Here is a 15,501-nt window from a genome sequence, read left to right on the forward strand (position 1 = left end):
AACAAATTCAGGTTTTTATTTACTTAAATACATTTTTCTTCTAGAGTACAATTCGTAGAATTGATCGTCTTTCAAGTCATCAATAAACAAGATGCTTTCTCCTGTTGATTTCATTTCCGGTCCTAATGCTTTATTCACATTATGGAATTTACTGAAAGAGAAAACCGGCTGCTTGATGGCATATCCTTTCAACTGCGGGTTGAAAGTAAAATCAGTTACTTTATTGTGACCTAACATTACTTTAGTCGCATAGTTTACATAAGGTTCTCCATACGCTTTAGCAATAAATGGAACCGTACGAGACGCTCTAGGATTTGCTTCGATGATATAAACGATATCATCTTTTATCGCAAACTGAATGTTGATTAAACCAACGGTTCTCAAAGCCAATGCAATATTTTTGGTATGGTCTTTTATTTGTTGCATTACAAATTCACCTAAATTAAACGGAGGCAAAGTAGCATTACTGTCTCCTGAGTGCACTCCGCAAGGTTCAATATGCTCCATAATTCCTATGATGTAGACATTTTCGCCATCGCAAATCGCATCAGCCTCGGCTTCAATTGCACCATCTAAATAATGATCTAAAAGCAATTTATTTCCTGGAATCGTTTTCAATAAATTGATAACGTGTTCTTCTAATTCTTGCTTGTTGATGACAATTTTCATTCCCTGACCACCCAACACATAAGAAGGACGAATCAATAATGGGAAGTCTAAAGTATCAGCCAAAGCAGAAGCTTCGTCAGCGGTTTCTGCAATCCCAAATTGTGGGAAAGGAATTTTTAAATCGGTTAACAATTCTGAGAAACGTCCTCTGTCTTCGGCTAAATCCAAAGCGTCAAAGCTCGTTCCAATAATTTTAATACCGTATTTAGATAGTTTCTCCGCTAATTTAAGAGCCGTTTGACCTCCTAATTGTACGATTACACCTTCTGGTTTCTCGTGCTGGATAATATCGTAAATATGTTCCCAGAAAACCGGCTCGAAATACAATTTATCGGCTGTATCAAAATCAGTCGAAACTGTTTCTGGATTACAGTTGATCATGATGGTTTCGTAGCCACATTCTTTGGCGGCAAGCACCCCGTGAACACAAGAATAATCAAACTCGATTCCTTGTCCAATTCTATTTGGGCCTGACCCAAGAACGATTATTTTCTTTTTATCCGTAACGACACTTTCGTTGTCAACGTAACGTGTTCCATCTGCTTTTTCTATTTCGGCTTCAAAAGTCGAATAGTAATAAGGTGTTTTTGCTTTGAACTCCGCCGCACAAGTATCAACCAGTTTGAATACACGATTGATGTTCATTGTAGTACGCAACGTATGCACTTGACTTTCCAAGCAACCTACCATGTGCGCGATTTGTCTGTCGGCAAAACCTTTTTGTTTCGCTTCAAGCAACAATTCTCTTGGTAAAGATTCTACTTTATAGTTTGAAATTTCTTTTTCTAACGTATAAAGCTCTTCGTATTGTTTCAAGAACCACATATCGATTTTAGTGATTTCATGAATGCGGCTTAATGGAATTCCCATCGCGATAGCATCATAAATCACAAAAACACGATCCCAACTCGCAAAAGTCAGTTTCTCGATAATTTGTTCGTAGTTAGTATATCCTTTTCCATCAGCACCCAAACCATTTCTTTTGATTTCCAAGGATTGAGTCGCTTTGTGCAATGCTTCTTGGAACGAACGTCCAATTCCCATTACCTCCCCAACAGATTTCATTTGAAGTCCTAACGTTCTGTCAGCTCCTTCGAATTTATCAAAGTTCCAACGAGGAATTTTCACAATCACATAATCCAAAGTTGGTTCGAATAAAGCCGAAGTTGATTTGGTAATTTGATTTTGCAATTCATCTAAGTTGTAACCCAAAGCTAGTTTGGAAGCGATTTTTGCAATAGGATATCCCGTTGCTTTTGATGCCAAAGCAGAGGAACGAGACACACGAGGATTGATTTCAATCGCTACGATGTCTTCCTTATCGTCAGGAGAAACGGCAAACTGCACGTTACAACCTCCGGCAAAGTTTCCGATGCTTCTCATCATCAAGATTGCATAATCACGCATTCTTTGAAAAGTCGTGTCAGATAATGTCATTGCTGGCGCAACAGTGATGGAATCTCCGGTATGAATTCCCATTGGATCCATATTTTCGATAGAACAGATAATCACAACATTATCATTTTTATCTCTCAAAAGTTCCAATTCGTATTCTTTCCAACCCATCAATGCTTTATCAATTAAAACTTCGTGAATGGGTGAAGCTTCTAAACCTCTGGTTAAAAGTTCATCAAAATCTTCTTTTTTATAGACGATAGCAGCTCCGGTTCCACCCAAAGTAAAGGACGGACGGATTACTAAAGGGAAACCAAACTCCTGAGCAATTTCTTTGCCTCTTAGATAGGAAGTACATATTTCGGCAGGTGCAGATGGCACACCGATTCTTTTAAGCAGTTGTTTAAACTGTTCTCTATCTTCGGTAATATTGATAGCGTTTACATCAACACCTATCAATTTCACTCCGAAATCCTGCCAAATCCCTTTTTCATCGGCTTCTAAACAGAGATTTAATGCCGTTTGTCCTCCCATTGTAGGTAGGACTGCATCAATCTGAGGATGTTCTTTTAAAATTTGAATAATTGATTTTGTCGTTAAGGGCAATAAATAAATATGATCCGCCATTGAAGGATCTGTCATAATTGTTGCCGGATTCGAATTGATCAAAATAACTTCAATTCCTTCTTCACGAATAGAACGTGCAGATTGTGATCCCGCATAATCAAATTCGCATGCTTGACCAATAACAATAGGACCTGAACCTATTATTAAAACTGATTTTATGGATGTATCTTTTGGCATTGTGTTGTAATTATTGTGTTGTGTAGTTATTTTTTTTCCAGATCAAAGTTACTCTACTTTAAACCCTTAGCCTTTAATCTTATTCTTTTTTTAACGATTAGGTATAAAAAAAGGCGATACTAAAAAAAGTAACGCCTTATTTATGTTTATACAAACATTATTTTTTGTGTCTTGGTTCACAAGAAACAGTCAATTTATGTCTTCCTTTAGCTCTTCTACGCGCAAGAACTTTTCTTCCATTAGCAGAAGCCATTCTGTCCATAAATCCGTGCTTATTTCTTCTTTTTCTTTTCGATGGTTGAAACGTTCTTTTGCTCATTGCTTTGTATCTTTAAAATCTTATTTATATGTCTTCCTATTTCGAATAACTGTTATTCTAAAACCGAGTGCAAATATACAAAGACTTTTTTTTCTCGCAAGTAGTTTTGTAAAAATATTTTCAATTCATTTTACTATATTTGTGATCTTAAAATAATCACACTATGTTTCACAGAAATATTAAACTTATTATCGCCGGACTTATTATAGTTACTGGCATTTGGCAAATGACCGAAGGGAATATCGGCAACGGAATATTCCTTATTTTATTGAGTGCAATTCCTATTTTTCTTTACTTCAAAAACGAATTCATCTTATTGGCCTTCTTAAAATTAAGAAAACAAGATTTTGAGGGCGCCAAAAAATGGTTAGCATACATCAAAAGCCCAGAAACGGCTTTGGTACAAAAACAACAAGGATACTTTAATTACTTACACGGGATCATGCTTTCGCAAACGAATATCAATCAAGCAGAGAAATATTTCAAGAAAGCAATTGAGTTAGGACTGTCGATGGATATGGATTTGGCTGTAGCCAAATTAAACTTAGCTGGCGTTGCCATGACACGTCGCCGTAAACTTGAAGCTACTTCCCTATTGAATGAAGCTAAAAAATTAGACAAACAAAATATGTTGAAAGATCAGATTGTCATGATGAAAGAACAAATGAAAAAGATATAATTTATTACAATTAGCGAAAAAGGGTCAAATGATACACATTTGGTCCTTTTTTTTTGCTTATAACTCAACTTATATTTTCTTAAAAATCTTAAAGGGTTTAAAAAGTTAATACCCTTTCAAAGGAATTTCGATTTGGTATTTTTTACCGGTATCGTTAATTAATTTATTCTCCCTGAGCCAAGGATTGTGTATTTTCAAAATCTTATAATTAATTCCTTGTCTTTTTGCAAATTCAGCCAAATCAGTAATTGAACTGTCAATGTCGATTTTTCTGGTCGGCAAAATTTCATACCTATCTCTCGGAAGTATATTAAATTCATATTTTACCGGATTTTTCATGATCTCTTTCAACGCTAAAATTCTAAAAACATAGCGATACGTTTCTTCCGTAAGCAGCAAATCATAATAGTTAGACACTTTTTGAATATCGATTTGCTTATTGACGCCCGTCATCCCGCCGTTATAAGAAGCCGCAGCCAATGTCCAGCTTCCAAATTTTGCTTTGGCACTCAAAAAGTAACGACAAGCCGCTTCTGTAGATTTTACTAAATCATAACGCTGATCTATATTATCATTGACTTCCATTCCGCGTTCCTTTGCTGTATCCGGCATAAATTGCCAAACTCCCCTTGCTCCTGCAGGAGAAACCGCATTAACCAGACCACTTTCTATAACAGCCAGATATTTAAAATCATCTGGAATTCCGTTTCTTTTAAGAATGGGTTCAATTACAGGAAAAGCACGATCGGCTCTTTTTATAACCAAAATAGTCGATGCGTGCGCATAGGTATTTACCAGCAGTTCTCTATCTAAACGCTCTTTAACATCAGCTATTTGCAAAGGTGTTTCTTCTCCAGCAAAATCAATTTTTACAGGAAAATAATCAGAAACTGATTCTTTGGTAATTTCATTTCTTGCCTCACCCGTGGTTGCGAAAACAAACAGTCCGCTAACAAAAATTACGGTGCTAATTATTCCAACTTTTTTTATCAATTCCATATTTTCCTTTTTTATTTTATGCATAGTCACAATAATCAGTCCGAATTCTACTTTGAATCTAAAATGATAGCTGGTAAATTTTCATTCAACCACTTGTATTTATTCAAAATCATGACATGAGTTCCCCCTTTTACAACGGTGCAATTCTTAATATATTTTATTGGAAAAACATCATCCATATCTCCATGAATATGAATCACATTTTCATCAACTACCGTCCTGTCCCACAAAATCACGTGTTCTACGGCCCAATTTAAATAGCCAATATCTCGAACCGACAGAAATCTTTCGTACAATTTTAATCTTTGATTTACTTTTTCTCCAAAAGAGAATTTAGCCAGACTTTCAATATTTAAAATCAAACTCATCGGAATCAGTTTATAGGCTTTGGTCGTTTTGGCAATTTTCATTCTTCGGGGAAATTCTAAATTACTTTTCACACTAGAGATGATAATTACTTTTCTTGCTTTAATGTATTTTGTTATTTCCTGAACTAAAATACCCCCAAACGAAACTCCAATCAAAACTGGATTCGGTTTTTTAATTTTGTCTGCAATTCTCTCCGCGTAAGCCGCCAAAGTTTCTTTGTTAAGAGGAATCTCCCATTCTAAGAGATGAATTTCAAAAACATCTGAAGGAAGAACAATTCGCTCAAAAATCGCAGTACTTGCCGCTAATCCAGGCATTAAATAAACGGGTATTTTACTCATAATTCCTATCAACGTTTTTATACAAAGCTCTGGTTTACGATCTCTAATTTTTTATAAAATTAAATTTTTAATTGAAATCAAGCTGATTTACTCCCTTATATTATCAATAATTTATGACTACAAAATTAATTGAACGAAATAAAAAGTTGAAAAGTAATTTAGTTTGTCCAAATGTTATAAATATCGATATTTACTGACAAAGAATGAGTTATACCAAGATAGACCCTGAAATTATTTGATATTGAAAATCAAATCAATACCTTTGTAGTAACTATTTCGATAATAAATAATGATACCAAAAATACATTTTGGATTTATTAGAAACATTTTTTTAATAGAAAATTACGGTAGCAAAACCTATTAGTACTTCAAGATATGCATTATCCAAAACAAAGCTTATCTTTTCTTGAATGAAGGCAAGAGATGCCATGGAAACTATTGACTTTGACACATTTCAAATCAGAATCAAGCTCCAAATCAAAAACACCTTTGGTAAAAATACCATTAAATCTAATTAATAACATGGAAGCGGATATGACGATGGAAATTAAAGACAATACTTTTGCACGACAATTTGAAACTTTAGCAGACGAAGGATTAGTTTCAGTAGAATACTCTTTTCAGGAAAAAAAAATATTTTTAACAAAAATAAACACTCCGGAATCCTTTGATGATGAGGAATTTATTTCGACTTTTCTCAAAAATATTATGGGAATCGCAATTGAACGAAAATTCAAAGTCGTTCCTATTCTCCCAAAAATAGTGGTTTTTTTCAAAAAAAATTCAATTTACAAAGAGTTACTTCCTCCCGGAATACGATTATAAGAAAAGAGGCGTCCAAAAAGTAATTTTCGGACGCCTCTTTTTTATTTCCGAAGTGTTTCGTCTTAAAACTGAATACTACTTCTTCTCTATCTCCTTCATGCTATCCATTTTTTTGTGTGCTAAGAAACCCGTAATATCTTCAAAATGTTCCACTACTCTTTTGTTTCCAAATTCAAAAACCTTAGTCGCTAATCCATCCAAAAAATCTCTATCGTGAGAAACCAAAATTAATGTTCCATCAAAATCACGTAATGCATCTTTGATGATATCTTTAGTTTTCATATCCAAGTGATTTGAAGGCTCATCCAAAATCAATAAATTAACCGGTTCCAACAATAATTTGATCATTGCCAAACGGGTTTTCTCTCCACCGGAAAGCACTTTTACTTTCTTGGTTACATCATCACCGTGAAACATGAAAGCTCCCAAAATATCTTTAATTTTAGTTCGAACATCACCCACGGCAATATCATCTATAGTTTCAAAAATAGTGGCGTTTTCATTTAATAAAGAAGCTTGGTTTTGGGCAAAATAACCAATTTGTGCATTGTGACCGATCTCTAAACTTCCACCATCGATCTCAATTTGCTTCATGATTGCTTTAATCATCGTCGATTTTCCTTCACCATTTTTCCCAACGAAAGCCACTTTCTCGCCTCTCTCAATCACAACATTAGCATCTTTAAAAACAACATGATCTCCGTATGATTTTGACAAATCTTTTACTATCACGGGATATTGACCCGAGCGTATTGCAGGAGGAAATTTCAATTTTAATGCTGAAGTATCTACTTCATCAACCTGCACTATAACCAGTTTCTCTAACATTTTAACTCGAGACTGAACCGCATCTGTTTTAGAAAATGTCCCTTTGAAACGGTCAATAAAAGTCCTATTATCAGCAATCATACGTTGCTGTTCGTCGTATGCTTTTTGCTGATGCACGCGTCTGTCTTTTCTTAGCTCTAAATAATGAGAATATTTCGCTTTGTAATCATAAATACGCCCCATGGTAACCTCGATGGTACGATTGGTAATATTATCTACAAACGCTCTATCGTGAGAAATCACCACAACCGCTTTAGCTGAATTAATCAAGAAATCCTCTAGCCATTGAATACTTTCAATATCCATGTGATTGGTAGGCTCATCCAGTAAAATTAAATCTGGTTTTTGCAAAAGGATTTTGGCTAATTCAATTCGCATTCTCCAACCCCCGGAAAATTCCGTAGTTTGACGGTTAAAGTCTTCGCGAACAAATCCTAGACCAAGTAGAATTTTCTCCACTTCGGCTTCATAATTTACTTCTTCAATAGCATAAAATTTCTCGCTTAAGTCAGAAACTCTTTCGATCAATTTCATATAAGCATCACTTTCATAATCCGTGCGAATCGTCAATTGCTCATTAATTTCATCAATTTCTGCTTTCATTCCAAAGATTTCACCAAAGGCTTTTGAGGTTTCTTCCATAACCGTTGCGCCATCCGTAGCCAATAAATGCTGAGGCAAATATGCTACAACAGCATCTTTTGGTGCCGAAATATTCCCTGTCGAAGGTTTGCTTTGACCTGCAATTATTTTAAGAAGCGTCGATTTTCCTGCTCCATTTTTACCCATAAGGGCAATTTTATCATTCTCATTTATGGCAAAAGAAACGTCACTAAAAAGCGTTGTCCCACCAAATTGCACGGATATATCGTTAACTGTAATCATGTAGATTATAAGATTTTTAGATAATTAGATTGTCAGATTTTAAAAGTGCAAAGATAGTTTAAATACATAATTAGACAATTTGCAGATTAGAAAGTTTTTAGGAATCTATAAAACTAAAATTGCCATTTCAACAAATGAGAAATCCCAAGCGAGATTTCTCCTTTGTCGAAATGACAAACCTATTAAGAAATTAATCTAATATTGGACTATTCTTTTCTCCATTTTTTAGATTCCTCAAAAACATGTTCTAAAATTGCAGCTTCTCTGTCATCAAAGTCAACATTTCTGCGAGACATTACCAATCGAGCGGTTTCAAAAGCCTTTTTAGTGATGTAAGTGGTAAAACCCGAAGCACCACCCCAAGAAAAACTCGGTACAAAATTGCGCGGAAATCCACTGCCAAAAATATTAGCGCTTACTCCTACTACTGTTCCTGTATTGAACATCGTGTTAATTCCGCATTTACTGTGATCTCCCATCATCAATCCACAAAACTGAAGTCCTGTTTTGGCAAACCCTTCGGTTTCATAACTCCACAATTTCACTTCTTCGTAATTATTTTTTAGGTTCGAATTATTACTGTCGGCACCTATGTTACACCATTCTCCAAGAACGGAATTTCCTAAAAACCCATCATGTCCTTTATTAGAATAACCAAACAATACCGAATTATTAACTTCTCCTCCAATTCTGGAATGCGGACCTACAGTTGTTGCTCCATAGACCTTGGCAGCCATTTTTACAACCGCATTCTCGCACAAGGCAAAAGGGCCTCTGATTACAGAACCTTCCATAATCTCAGCATCTTTACCTATATATATCGGTCCCATTGAAGCATTTAAAGTCACAAATTCTAACTTTGCCCCTTCTTCAATAAATATATTTTCCGGTGCGATGACATTGACACTTTTTGGAATAGGCTGTGATTTTCTGTCTTCGGTTAAGAATTCAAAATCCTCTCGAATTGCTGCATCGTTTTTGGAAAAAATATCCCATGTATGCTCTACCGTTAAGCAATCTTCATTGTATTCTAAAATTTCATAGGTATCAAAATCTACTTCTTCCTGCTCATCATTGGTATAAAAAGCAATTACTTCATCTCCTTTGAAAATAGCTTGATTGGATTCCAGATTACTAACCATCTCTACCAAAATATCATTAGGAAGAAAGGAAGCGTTTATCATTACATTCTCTTCTAACTCTACCATTGGAAATTTTTCGGACAAATATTCCTCTGTCAATGTAGTTGTAGTAGAACCTAAACGCATTTCCCATTTTTGACGAATGGTCATAATTCCTATGAGAATATCCGCAACGGGACGGGTGAAAGTAAAGGGCAATAAGGCATTTCTGGAAGGTCCGTCAAAAAGTATGTAGTTCATAAAATTGTTTATTTGTTGATTCGGTTATTTGTTGATTAAAAATTTAATTTAAACAACTTCCCTTTTTATAATATCGACTTCAAAGTTACAAAGTTTTCAAATAGATTAAAATAAAAAAAGCCTCCCGTCCCGAAGTATCGGGAGGAAGGCAATATTTTAAAAACAAGCTTTTATTATTTAGCGTGTTTAGCGTATTTAGTTTTGAATTTATCAATACGTCCTGCAGTATCAATAAGTTTAGATTTACCTGTGTAAAAAGGATGAGAAGTTCTAGAGATCTCCATTTTCACAACTGGGTATTCAACACCGTCAACTGTTAATGTTTCTCTTGTATCTGCAGTAGATTTAGTGATAAAAACTTCGTCATTTGACATGTCTTTAAATGCAACTAATCTGTAATTTTCTGGGTGAATTCCTTTTTTCATCTTGTTAATCTTTTTTATTTGTTAATCACAACTTGTCTTGAAGCTTTTCCTCTAACAGAAAAGGTATAAACTCATCGTAACTTTTTGTTTTACAATATTATTTTGAGTTTGCAAATTTACAATTTTTTTCCAATAATCAAATCTTTGCATGACTTTTTTTATATAATCGTAAAAAGCGATTTTTATACTCGAATATATTGGGAATTGTTATATTTGTGGATTAATCTTAAAACAAGAACAATGATAAATGAAATCATAAAAAGAAATGGCTTAACCTATGGTATCATAACGGGTGTAATTTTATCTTTAATTACTGCTGCAATGTATGCACTAGACATCAATTTATTCATCGCTTGGTGGACAACTCTTTTAAGTTTTTCTGTTTTTATAATTGTTCCTATAACATTACTATCTCAAACAAAAAAAGAATTAAATGGTGTGTTTTCATTTAAAGAGGCTTTTACTACTTATTTTATTGCTGCAGTAATAGGCGTGTTGATTTCAGTTACCTTTAAAATTGTTTTATTTAATTTTATTGACCCTTCCGTAAAAGCTACCCTTCTTGACTTAACAATTAAATATTTAATTAATACCTCAGAAAAATTTGGAGTACCAGCTTCATCATTGAATGAAACCATTTCAAAACTAAGAGAAACTGATCCATATTCGATCGTTGAACAGTTGAAAGGATCTATTTTCACAATCTTTTTTTGCGGCATATTAGGATTGATTATGGCTGCATTTTTCAAAAGTAAATCTTCATCACAAGAATAAACAGTAATGAATTTATCAATACTCATACCGCTTCTCAACGAAGAGGAATCTCTTAAAGAATTGTACACTTGGATCATTAAAGTGATGCAAGAGCATAATTATACTTACGAAATCATTTTTCTGGACGATGGCAGCACTGATGATTCCTGGAATATTATCGAAGGATTTGCTCAAGAAAATCCCCACGTAAAAGGGGTTCGTTTCATGAAAAATTTCGGAAAATCACAAGCCTTACATGCTGGTTTTGCAAAAGCCAAAGGGGATGTGATCATTACCATGGATGCTGATTTACAAGACAGTCCGGAAGAAATTCCCGGATTATATGAAATGATTGTCAACGGCAAATTCGATTTGGTTTCCGGTTGGAAAAAGAAACGTTACGATTCTGTGGTTGCTAAAAACCTGCCTTCTAAATTATTTAATTGGGCGGCTAGAAAAACATCTGGTGTGGAATTGAATGATTTCAATTGCGGACTGAAAGCCTATAAAAATGTGGTGGTTAAAAACATTGAAGTATCGGGAGAAATGCACCGATACATTCCGGTTTTGGCCAAAAATGCCGGTTTTGGAAAAATTGGCGAGAAAGTGGTACAGCATCAAGCCAGAAAATATGGTGAAACTAAATTTGGAATGGAACGTTTTATCAATGGTTTCCTGGATTTGATTACCATTTGGTTTCTTTCCCGTTTTGGAAAAAGACCGATGCACTTATTTGGTGCTATGGGTTCTTTGATGTTTATTATTGGTTTTTTATTAGCCGGTTACATCGGAGTTTCAAAACTCTATCACATGTATAATGACATGCATTATAATTTAGTCACCAGCAATCCTTGGTTTTACATCGCGCTAACAACGATGGTATTGGGAACCCAATTATTTTTGGCTGGATTTCTTGGCGAAATAATTTTGCGAACCAAAAACAATGAAGAACGTTATAAAGTTTCAAGTGAGGTAAATTTTTTATAATTCTCACAAAATTAAACATACATTTATAGTAGAACTTGAAGATTGACTTATACGATTTTTGTCATTCTGATTGCAGGAAGTGAATATTGAAAGAACATATTTTTCGCTACAACAAATCTCTAGCCCTGATTAAAGTGGAAATCCTTTTTTGAGGTTTTTACCGATAAAAAGATTGAAACGGAAAGCAGGAAACAGCTCCTAAAAAACATCAAAATTGTTAAATGAAATGACTATTTTGATGTTTTAAACTAAAAATTTAGACACTAAAAAAATCTATAAAATGGATATCAAACAAAACATTTTGGATGCAGTAAATGAATGGCTTACGCCAACATTTGATAATGAAACACATGCAGCCATCAAGGAATTGATGACTACTTCCCCTAAAGAACTGGAAGAAAGCTTTTATAAAAATCTAGAATTTGGAACAGGCGGAATGCGCGGTATTATGGGCGTTGGGAACAATCGAATTAATAAATACACCCTTGGAAAAAGCACGCAAGGTCTGGCCAATTACATGCATAAAGTGTTTCCAAACAAAGATTTGAAAGTTGCTATTGCGTACGACTGTCGTCATAACAGCGATACTCTGGCAAAAGTAGTTGCTGACGTTTTTACGGCAAATGGAATTACGGTTTATCTGTTTTCGGAGTTGAGACCAACTCCTGAATTATCATTTGCGGTTAAACATTTAGGTTGTCAAGCCGGAATTGTTCTTACTGCTTCTCACAATCCGCCAGAATACAATGGTTACAAAGTGTATTGGGAAGATGGTGGGCAAATTGTTCCTCCAGAAGATGAAGCGATTATTACTACTATTGAAAATTTAAACTACAATGAAATCAAATTTTCTGCAAATGAAGATTTGATTCATTATATTGATACAGATGTTGACAAAGCGTTCATAAAATCCTCTATTGCAAATGCAAGTTTTGACACTTCGGCTGCAACCAAAGAAAATCTGAATATCGTTTTCACTTCATTGCATGGAACTTCGATTACATTAGTTCCTGATACTTTGGCGCAAGCCGGGTACACTAATGTGCATATTGTTGAAGAACAAAGAGTTCCAAATGGTGATTTCCCAACGGTAAAATCTCCAAATCCTGAAGAACCGGAAGCACTGACTATGGCATTAGAATTGGCAGACAAAACCAATTCGGATATTGTTATTGGGACAGATCCTGATTGCGATAGATTGGGCGTTGCCGTTAGAAATAATGAAGGACAAATGACCTTGCTGAACGGAAATCAATCGATGATTTTAATGACTGCTTTCTTGCTGGAACAATGGAAAAAAGCAGGGAAAATAAATGGTAAACAATTTGTGGGTTCGACAATTGTTTCTACTCCTATGATGATGGAATTAGCCACGAATTATGGCGTAGAATGCAAAGTGGGATTAACTGGCTTTAAATGGATTGCCAAAATGATAAAGGATTTCCCGGAGTTAGAATTCATTGGTGGCGGTGAAGAAAGTTTTGGTTACATGGTAGGCGATGCGGTCCGTGATAAAGATGCTGTTGCCGCTACTTTGTTAATTTGTGAATTAGCCGCTCAGGCCAAAGCAAAAGGCAGTACCGTTTACAAAGAATTGCTTCAATTGTATGTTGACAATGGTTTCTATAAAGAATATTTAGTTTCCTTGACTAAAAAAGGAATGGACGGTTTACAGGAAATCAATCAGATGATGATTGACATGAGAGAAAATCCATTGAAAGAAATCAACGGACAAAGAGTAATTATGTTGGAAGATTACCAATCTTCAACAGCAAAAAATCTACTTACTGGTGAAGTCACAAATATGGATATTCCAAAATCGAATGTACTTATTTATTACACGGAAGACGGTTCAAAAATTTGTGCCAGACCAAGCGGAACGGAGCCAAAAATAAAATTCTATATTAGCGTGAATACGGAATTGGAATCTGTTGAGGATTTCAACGAAGTGGAAGCTATTTTGGATCAAAAAATTAAAAATATAATTACTGCAATGCAATTGAACTAATGGACAAAAGCTTATTAAAATTACTTCCTTATACAAAACCATATAAGTCTCATATTATCTGGAATGTGATATACAACATTTTGTATGCCTTGTTTAGCACTATTTCCATGCTTACCATTTTTCCTGTACTTGAAGTCCTTTTTGGCAAAACCAAACAAATACTAAAAGAACCGGTATACAAGGGAATAGGACATATAAAAGACTATAGTTCTGATTTTTTTTATTACAAAATTTCAGCGTTAACAAGGGAAAACAACATTCAAGTAGTTCTTATGTTTGTTGTTTTAATGGTAATCATAACGTTTTTCTTCAAAAACTTATTTAACTATCTCGCATCATACCATATCATGCATTTGAAGAATGGAGTTTTAAGAGATTTGAGAAAATCAATGTACGATAAAATCATAGAATTGCCTATATCCTATTATTCTGAAAAAAGAAAAGGCGATATTATGGCGCGTATGCTTGGTGATGTAAATGAAGTGCAAAACTCCTTTTTTTCTATATTAGAATTAGTGGTAAAAGAACCACTGACAATTATTTTTGCATTAGGAGCTATGTTTATTATAAGTTTAAAACTGACTTTATTTGTTTTAATTTTTATGCCAATTTCGGGATGGATAATTTCAAAACTTGCTAAAAATTTGAGAGCACAATCCCTGGAAGCTCAAAGAGAAAGTGGCTTCTTGATTTCCATTGTTGACGAGACTTTAGGTGGCCTTAAAGTAATTAAAAGCTACAATGCTGAACGTAATTTCAAAAGGAGATTTTACGATTCAGTGACGAGATTATTGAACTTAACAAACAGTATCGGGACTAAAAATAATTTGGCAACACCCCTTAGCGAATTTTTAGGAGTAACAACAATTGCCTGTTTACTTTTTTATGGAGGAAGTTTAGTTTTAATAGATAAATCACTTGAAGGTGCTGTTTTTATTGCATATCTAACTTTAGCATTTAATATTCTAACTCCTGCAAAAGCTATCTCGAAGGCTTCCTATGCAGTAAAAAATGGTTTGGCTGCAGCTGAACGTGTTTTTGAAGTTTTGGAAGTTGAAAACGAGATTACTTCTAAAGAAAATGCTGTTGACAAAAAAACGTTTGACTCGAATATCACCATCCAAAATATCAATTTTAAATACGAAGACGAAGCGGTTTTAAAAGACTTTTCACTTGAAGTAAAAAAAGGACAAACAGTAGCTCTTGTAGGACAATCTGGAAGCGGAAAAAGCACCATTGCTAATTTACTGACTCGTTTTTATGATGTAAATGAAGGAACAATCGCTATTGATGGAATTGACATCAAAGACATGAACCTGCACTCGCTTCGTGATTTGATGGGACTGGTAACTCAAGACAGTATCTTATTTAATGATACCATAAAAGCCAATATTTCGCTTGGTAAAGATGACGCAACGGATGAAGAAATTGTTGAAGCTTTAAAAATTGCCAACGCTTATGAATTTGTAAAAGATTTACCGCTTGGAATTCATACCAACATTGGCGACAGCGGAAATAAACTTTCAGGCGGTCAAAAACAAAGACTGTCTATTGCCCGTGCTGTTTTGAAAAACCCCCCAATTATGATTTTGGATGAAGCGACATCAGCATTGGATACCGAAAGTGAAAAATTTGTACAAGTCGCATTAGAAAACATGATGCAAAACAGAACTTCCATTGTTATTGCGCACCGACTTTCTACTATTCAAAAAGCAGATTTAATTGTGGTCATGAAAAAAGGGAAGATTGTGGAACAAGGTAAACATGATGAACTTATGGCAATGAATGGTACTTACAGCAAATTAGTAAACCTGCAGTCTTTCGAATCCTAAT

13 protein-coding genes are annotated in these 15,501 nt (G+C 34.6%); 6 read left to right on the forward strand and 7 right to left on the reverse strand.

Translation table 11 applies throughout. From position 1 onward, the window contains the following. Positions 1–15 precede the first annotated feature (15 nt). A complete protein-coding gene (gene carB, locus ACFX5F_RS06460) occupies positions 16–2,868 on the reverse strand; it encodes a carbamoyl-phosphate synthase large subunit (protein ID WP_379851048.1) in 2,853 nt (950 codons plus the stop codon). A gap of 157 nt (positions 2,869–3,025) precedes the next feature. Further along, positions 3,026–3,187, reverse strand: coding sequence for a 50S ribosomal protein L34 (rpmH, locus tag ACFX5F_RS06465; protein ID WP_007136275.1), 162 nt, complete (start codon positions 3,185–3,187; stop codon positions 3,026–3,028). Positions 3,188–3,350: 163 nt separating this feature from the next. Here rpmH and ACFX5F_RS06470 point away from each other — a divergent pair, with 163 nt between their 5' ends. Further along, a complete protein-coding gene (locus ACFX5F_RS06470) occupies positions 3,351–3,866 on the forward strand; it encodes a DUF2892 domain-containing protein (protein ID WP_379851050.1) in 516 nt (171 codons plus the stop codon). Positions 3,867–3,971: 105 nt separating this feature from the next. Here the strand turns inward: ACFX5F_RS06470 and ACFX5F_RS06475 are convergent, their stop codons facing one another. After that, positions 3,972–4,865, reverse strand: coding sequence for a lytic transglycosylase domain-containing protein (locus ACFX5F_RS06475; protein ID WP_379851052.1), 894 nt, complete (start codon positions 4,863–4,865; stop codon positions 3,972–3,974). Between the two features lie 47 nt (positions 4,866–4,912). Continuing rightward, entirely contained in the window at positions 4,913–5,575 is a 663-nt protein-coding gene (locus ACFX5F_RS06480) for an alpha/beta hydrolase family protein (RefSeq protein WP_379851054.1), read from the reverse strand. A 540-nt stretch (positions 5,576–6,115) separates the two neighbouring features. On the opposite strand from ACFX5F_RS06480, the gene ACFX5F_RS06485 reads away from it, so the two are divergent. Further along, a complete protein-coding gene (locus ACFX5F_RS06485; RefSeq protein ID WP_379851294.1) occupies positions 6,116–6,400 on the forward strand; it encodes a GNAT family N-acetyltransferase in 285 nt (94 codons plus the stop codon). A 75-nt stretch (positions 6,401–6,475) separates the two neighbouring features. Here ACFX5F_RS06485 and ACFX5F_RS06490 read toward each other — a convergent pair whose 3' ends face one another. The 3 genes from ACFX5F_RS06490 to ACFX5F_RS06500 form a co-directional block, all read right to left on the reverse strand. Then, positions 6,476–8,113 (reverse strand): ABC-F family ATP-binding cassette domain-containing protein, encoded by a 1,638-nt coding sequence (locus ACFX5F_RS06490; RefSeq protein WP_379851056.1) that lies wholly within the window; start codon positions 8,111–8,113, stop codon positions 6,476–6,478. A gap of 206 nt (positions 8,114–8,319) precedes the next feature. After that, complete coding sequence (locus tag ACFX5F_RS06495; RefSeq protein ID WP_379851058.1) at positions 8,320–9,495, reverse strand: GlmU family protein; 1,176 nt, start codon at positions 9,493–9,495, stop codon at positions 8,320–8,322. Positions 9,496–9,668: 173 nt separating this feature from the next. Further along, positions 9,669–9,920: a type B 50S ribosomal protein L31 gene (locus ACFX5F_RS06500; RefSeq protein ID WP_066077760.1), complete on the reverse strand. Its 252-nt coding sequence runs from the start codon at positions 9,918–9,920 to the stop codon at positions 9,669–9,671. A gap of 240 nt (positions 9,921–10,160) precedes the next feature. On the opposite strand from ACFX5F_RS06500, the gene ACFX5F_RS06505 reads away from it, so the two are divergent. The 4 genes from ACFX5F_RS06505 to ACFX5F_RS06520 all read left to right on the forward strand — a co-directional run bounded on the left by ACFX5F_RS06505 (position 10,161) and on the right by ACFX5F_RS06520 (position 15,500). Then, a complete protein-coding gene (locus ACFX5F_RS06505) occupies positions 10,161–10,694 on the forward strand; it encodes a DUF4199 domain-containing protein (RefSeq protein ID WP_379851060.1) in 534 nt (177 codons plus the stop codon). 6 nt (positions 10,695–10,700) lie between these two features. Then, complete coding sequence (locus tag ACFX5F_RS06510; protein ID WP_379851062.1) at positions 10,701–11,660, forward strand: glycosyltransferase family 2 protein; 960 nt, start codon at positions 10,701–10,703, stop codon at positions 11,658–11,660. Between the two features lie 280 nt (positions 11,661–11,940). After that, positions 11,941–13,668: a phospho-sugar mutase gene (locus ACFX5F_RS06515; protein WP_379851064.1), complete on the forward strand. Its 1,728-nt coding sequence runs from the start codon at positions 11,941–11,943 to the stop codon at positions 13,666–13,668. After that, entirely contained in the window at positions 13,668–15,500 is a 1,833-nt protein-coding gene (locus ACFX5F_RS06520; RefSeq protein ID WP_379851066.1) for an ABC transporter ATP-binding protein, read from the forward strand. The genes ACFX5F_RS06515 and ACFX5F_RS06520 overlap by 1 nt, the downstream gene beginning before the upstream one ends. The last annotated feature ends 1 nt before the right edge of the window (position 15,501 follow it).

Origin of the sequence: Flavobacterium zhoui, assembly GCF_042787235.1 — a bacterium.
GTDB lineage: Bacteria > Bacteroidota > Bacteroidia > Flavobacteriales > Flavobacteriaceae > Flavobacterium > Flavobacterium zhoui.

Coding starts and splice junctions, on each gene's coding strand:
- ACFX5F_RS06485 (WP_379851294.1), top strand. CDS start 6,116: ATGGAAATTAAAGACAATACTTTTGCACGACAATTTGAAACTTTAGCA.
- ACFX5F_RS06515 (WP_379851064.1), top strand. CDS start 11,941: ATGGATATCAAACAAAACATTTTGGATGCAGTAAATGAATGGCTTACG.
- rpmH (WP_007136275.1), bottom strand. CDS start 3,187: ATGAGCAAAAGAACGTTTCAACCATCGAAAAGAAAAAGAAGAAATAAG.
- ACFX5F_RS06505 (WP_379851060.1), top strand. CDS start 10,161: ATGATAAATGAAATCATAAAAAGAAATGGCTTAACCTATGGTATCATA.
- ACFX5F_RS06495 (WP_379851058.1), bottom strand. CDS start 9,495: ATGAACTACATACTTTTTGACGGACCTTCCAGAAATGCCTTATTGCCC.
- ACFX5F_RS06475 (WP_379851052.1), bottom strand. CDS start 4,865: ATGGAATTGATAAAAAAAGTTGGAATAATTAGCACCGTAATTTTTGTT.
- ACFX5F_RS06500 (WP_066077760.1), bottom strand. CDS start 9,920: ATGAAAAAAGGAATTCACCCAGAAAATTACAGATTAGTTGCATTTAAA.
- ACFX5F_RS06470 (WP_379851050.1), top strand. CDS start 3,351: ATGTTTCACAGAAATATTAAACTTATTATCGCCGGACTTATTATAGTT.
- ACFX5F_RS06510 (WP_379851062.1), top strand. CDS start 10,701: ATGAATTTATCAATACTCATACCGCTTCTCAACGAAGAGGAATCTCTT.
- ACFX5F_RS06480 (WP_379851054.1), bottom strand. CDS start 5,575: ATGAGTAAAATACCCGTTTATTTAATGCCTGGATTAGCGGCAAGTACT.
- ACFX5F_RS06490 (WP_379851056.1), bottom strand. CDS start 8,113: ATGATTACAGTTAACGATATATCCGTGCAATTTGGTGGGACAACGCTT.
- carB (WP_379851048.1), bottom strand. CDS start 2,868: ATGCCAAAAGATACATCCATAAAATCAGTTTTAATAATAGGTTCAGGT.
- ACFX5F_RS06520 (WP_379851066.1), top strand. CDS start 13,668: ATGGACAAAAGCTTATTAAAATTACTTCCTTATACAAAACCATATAAG.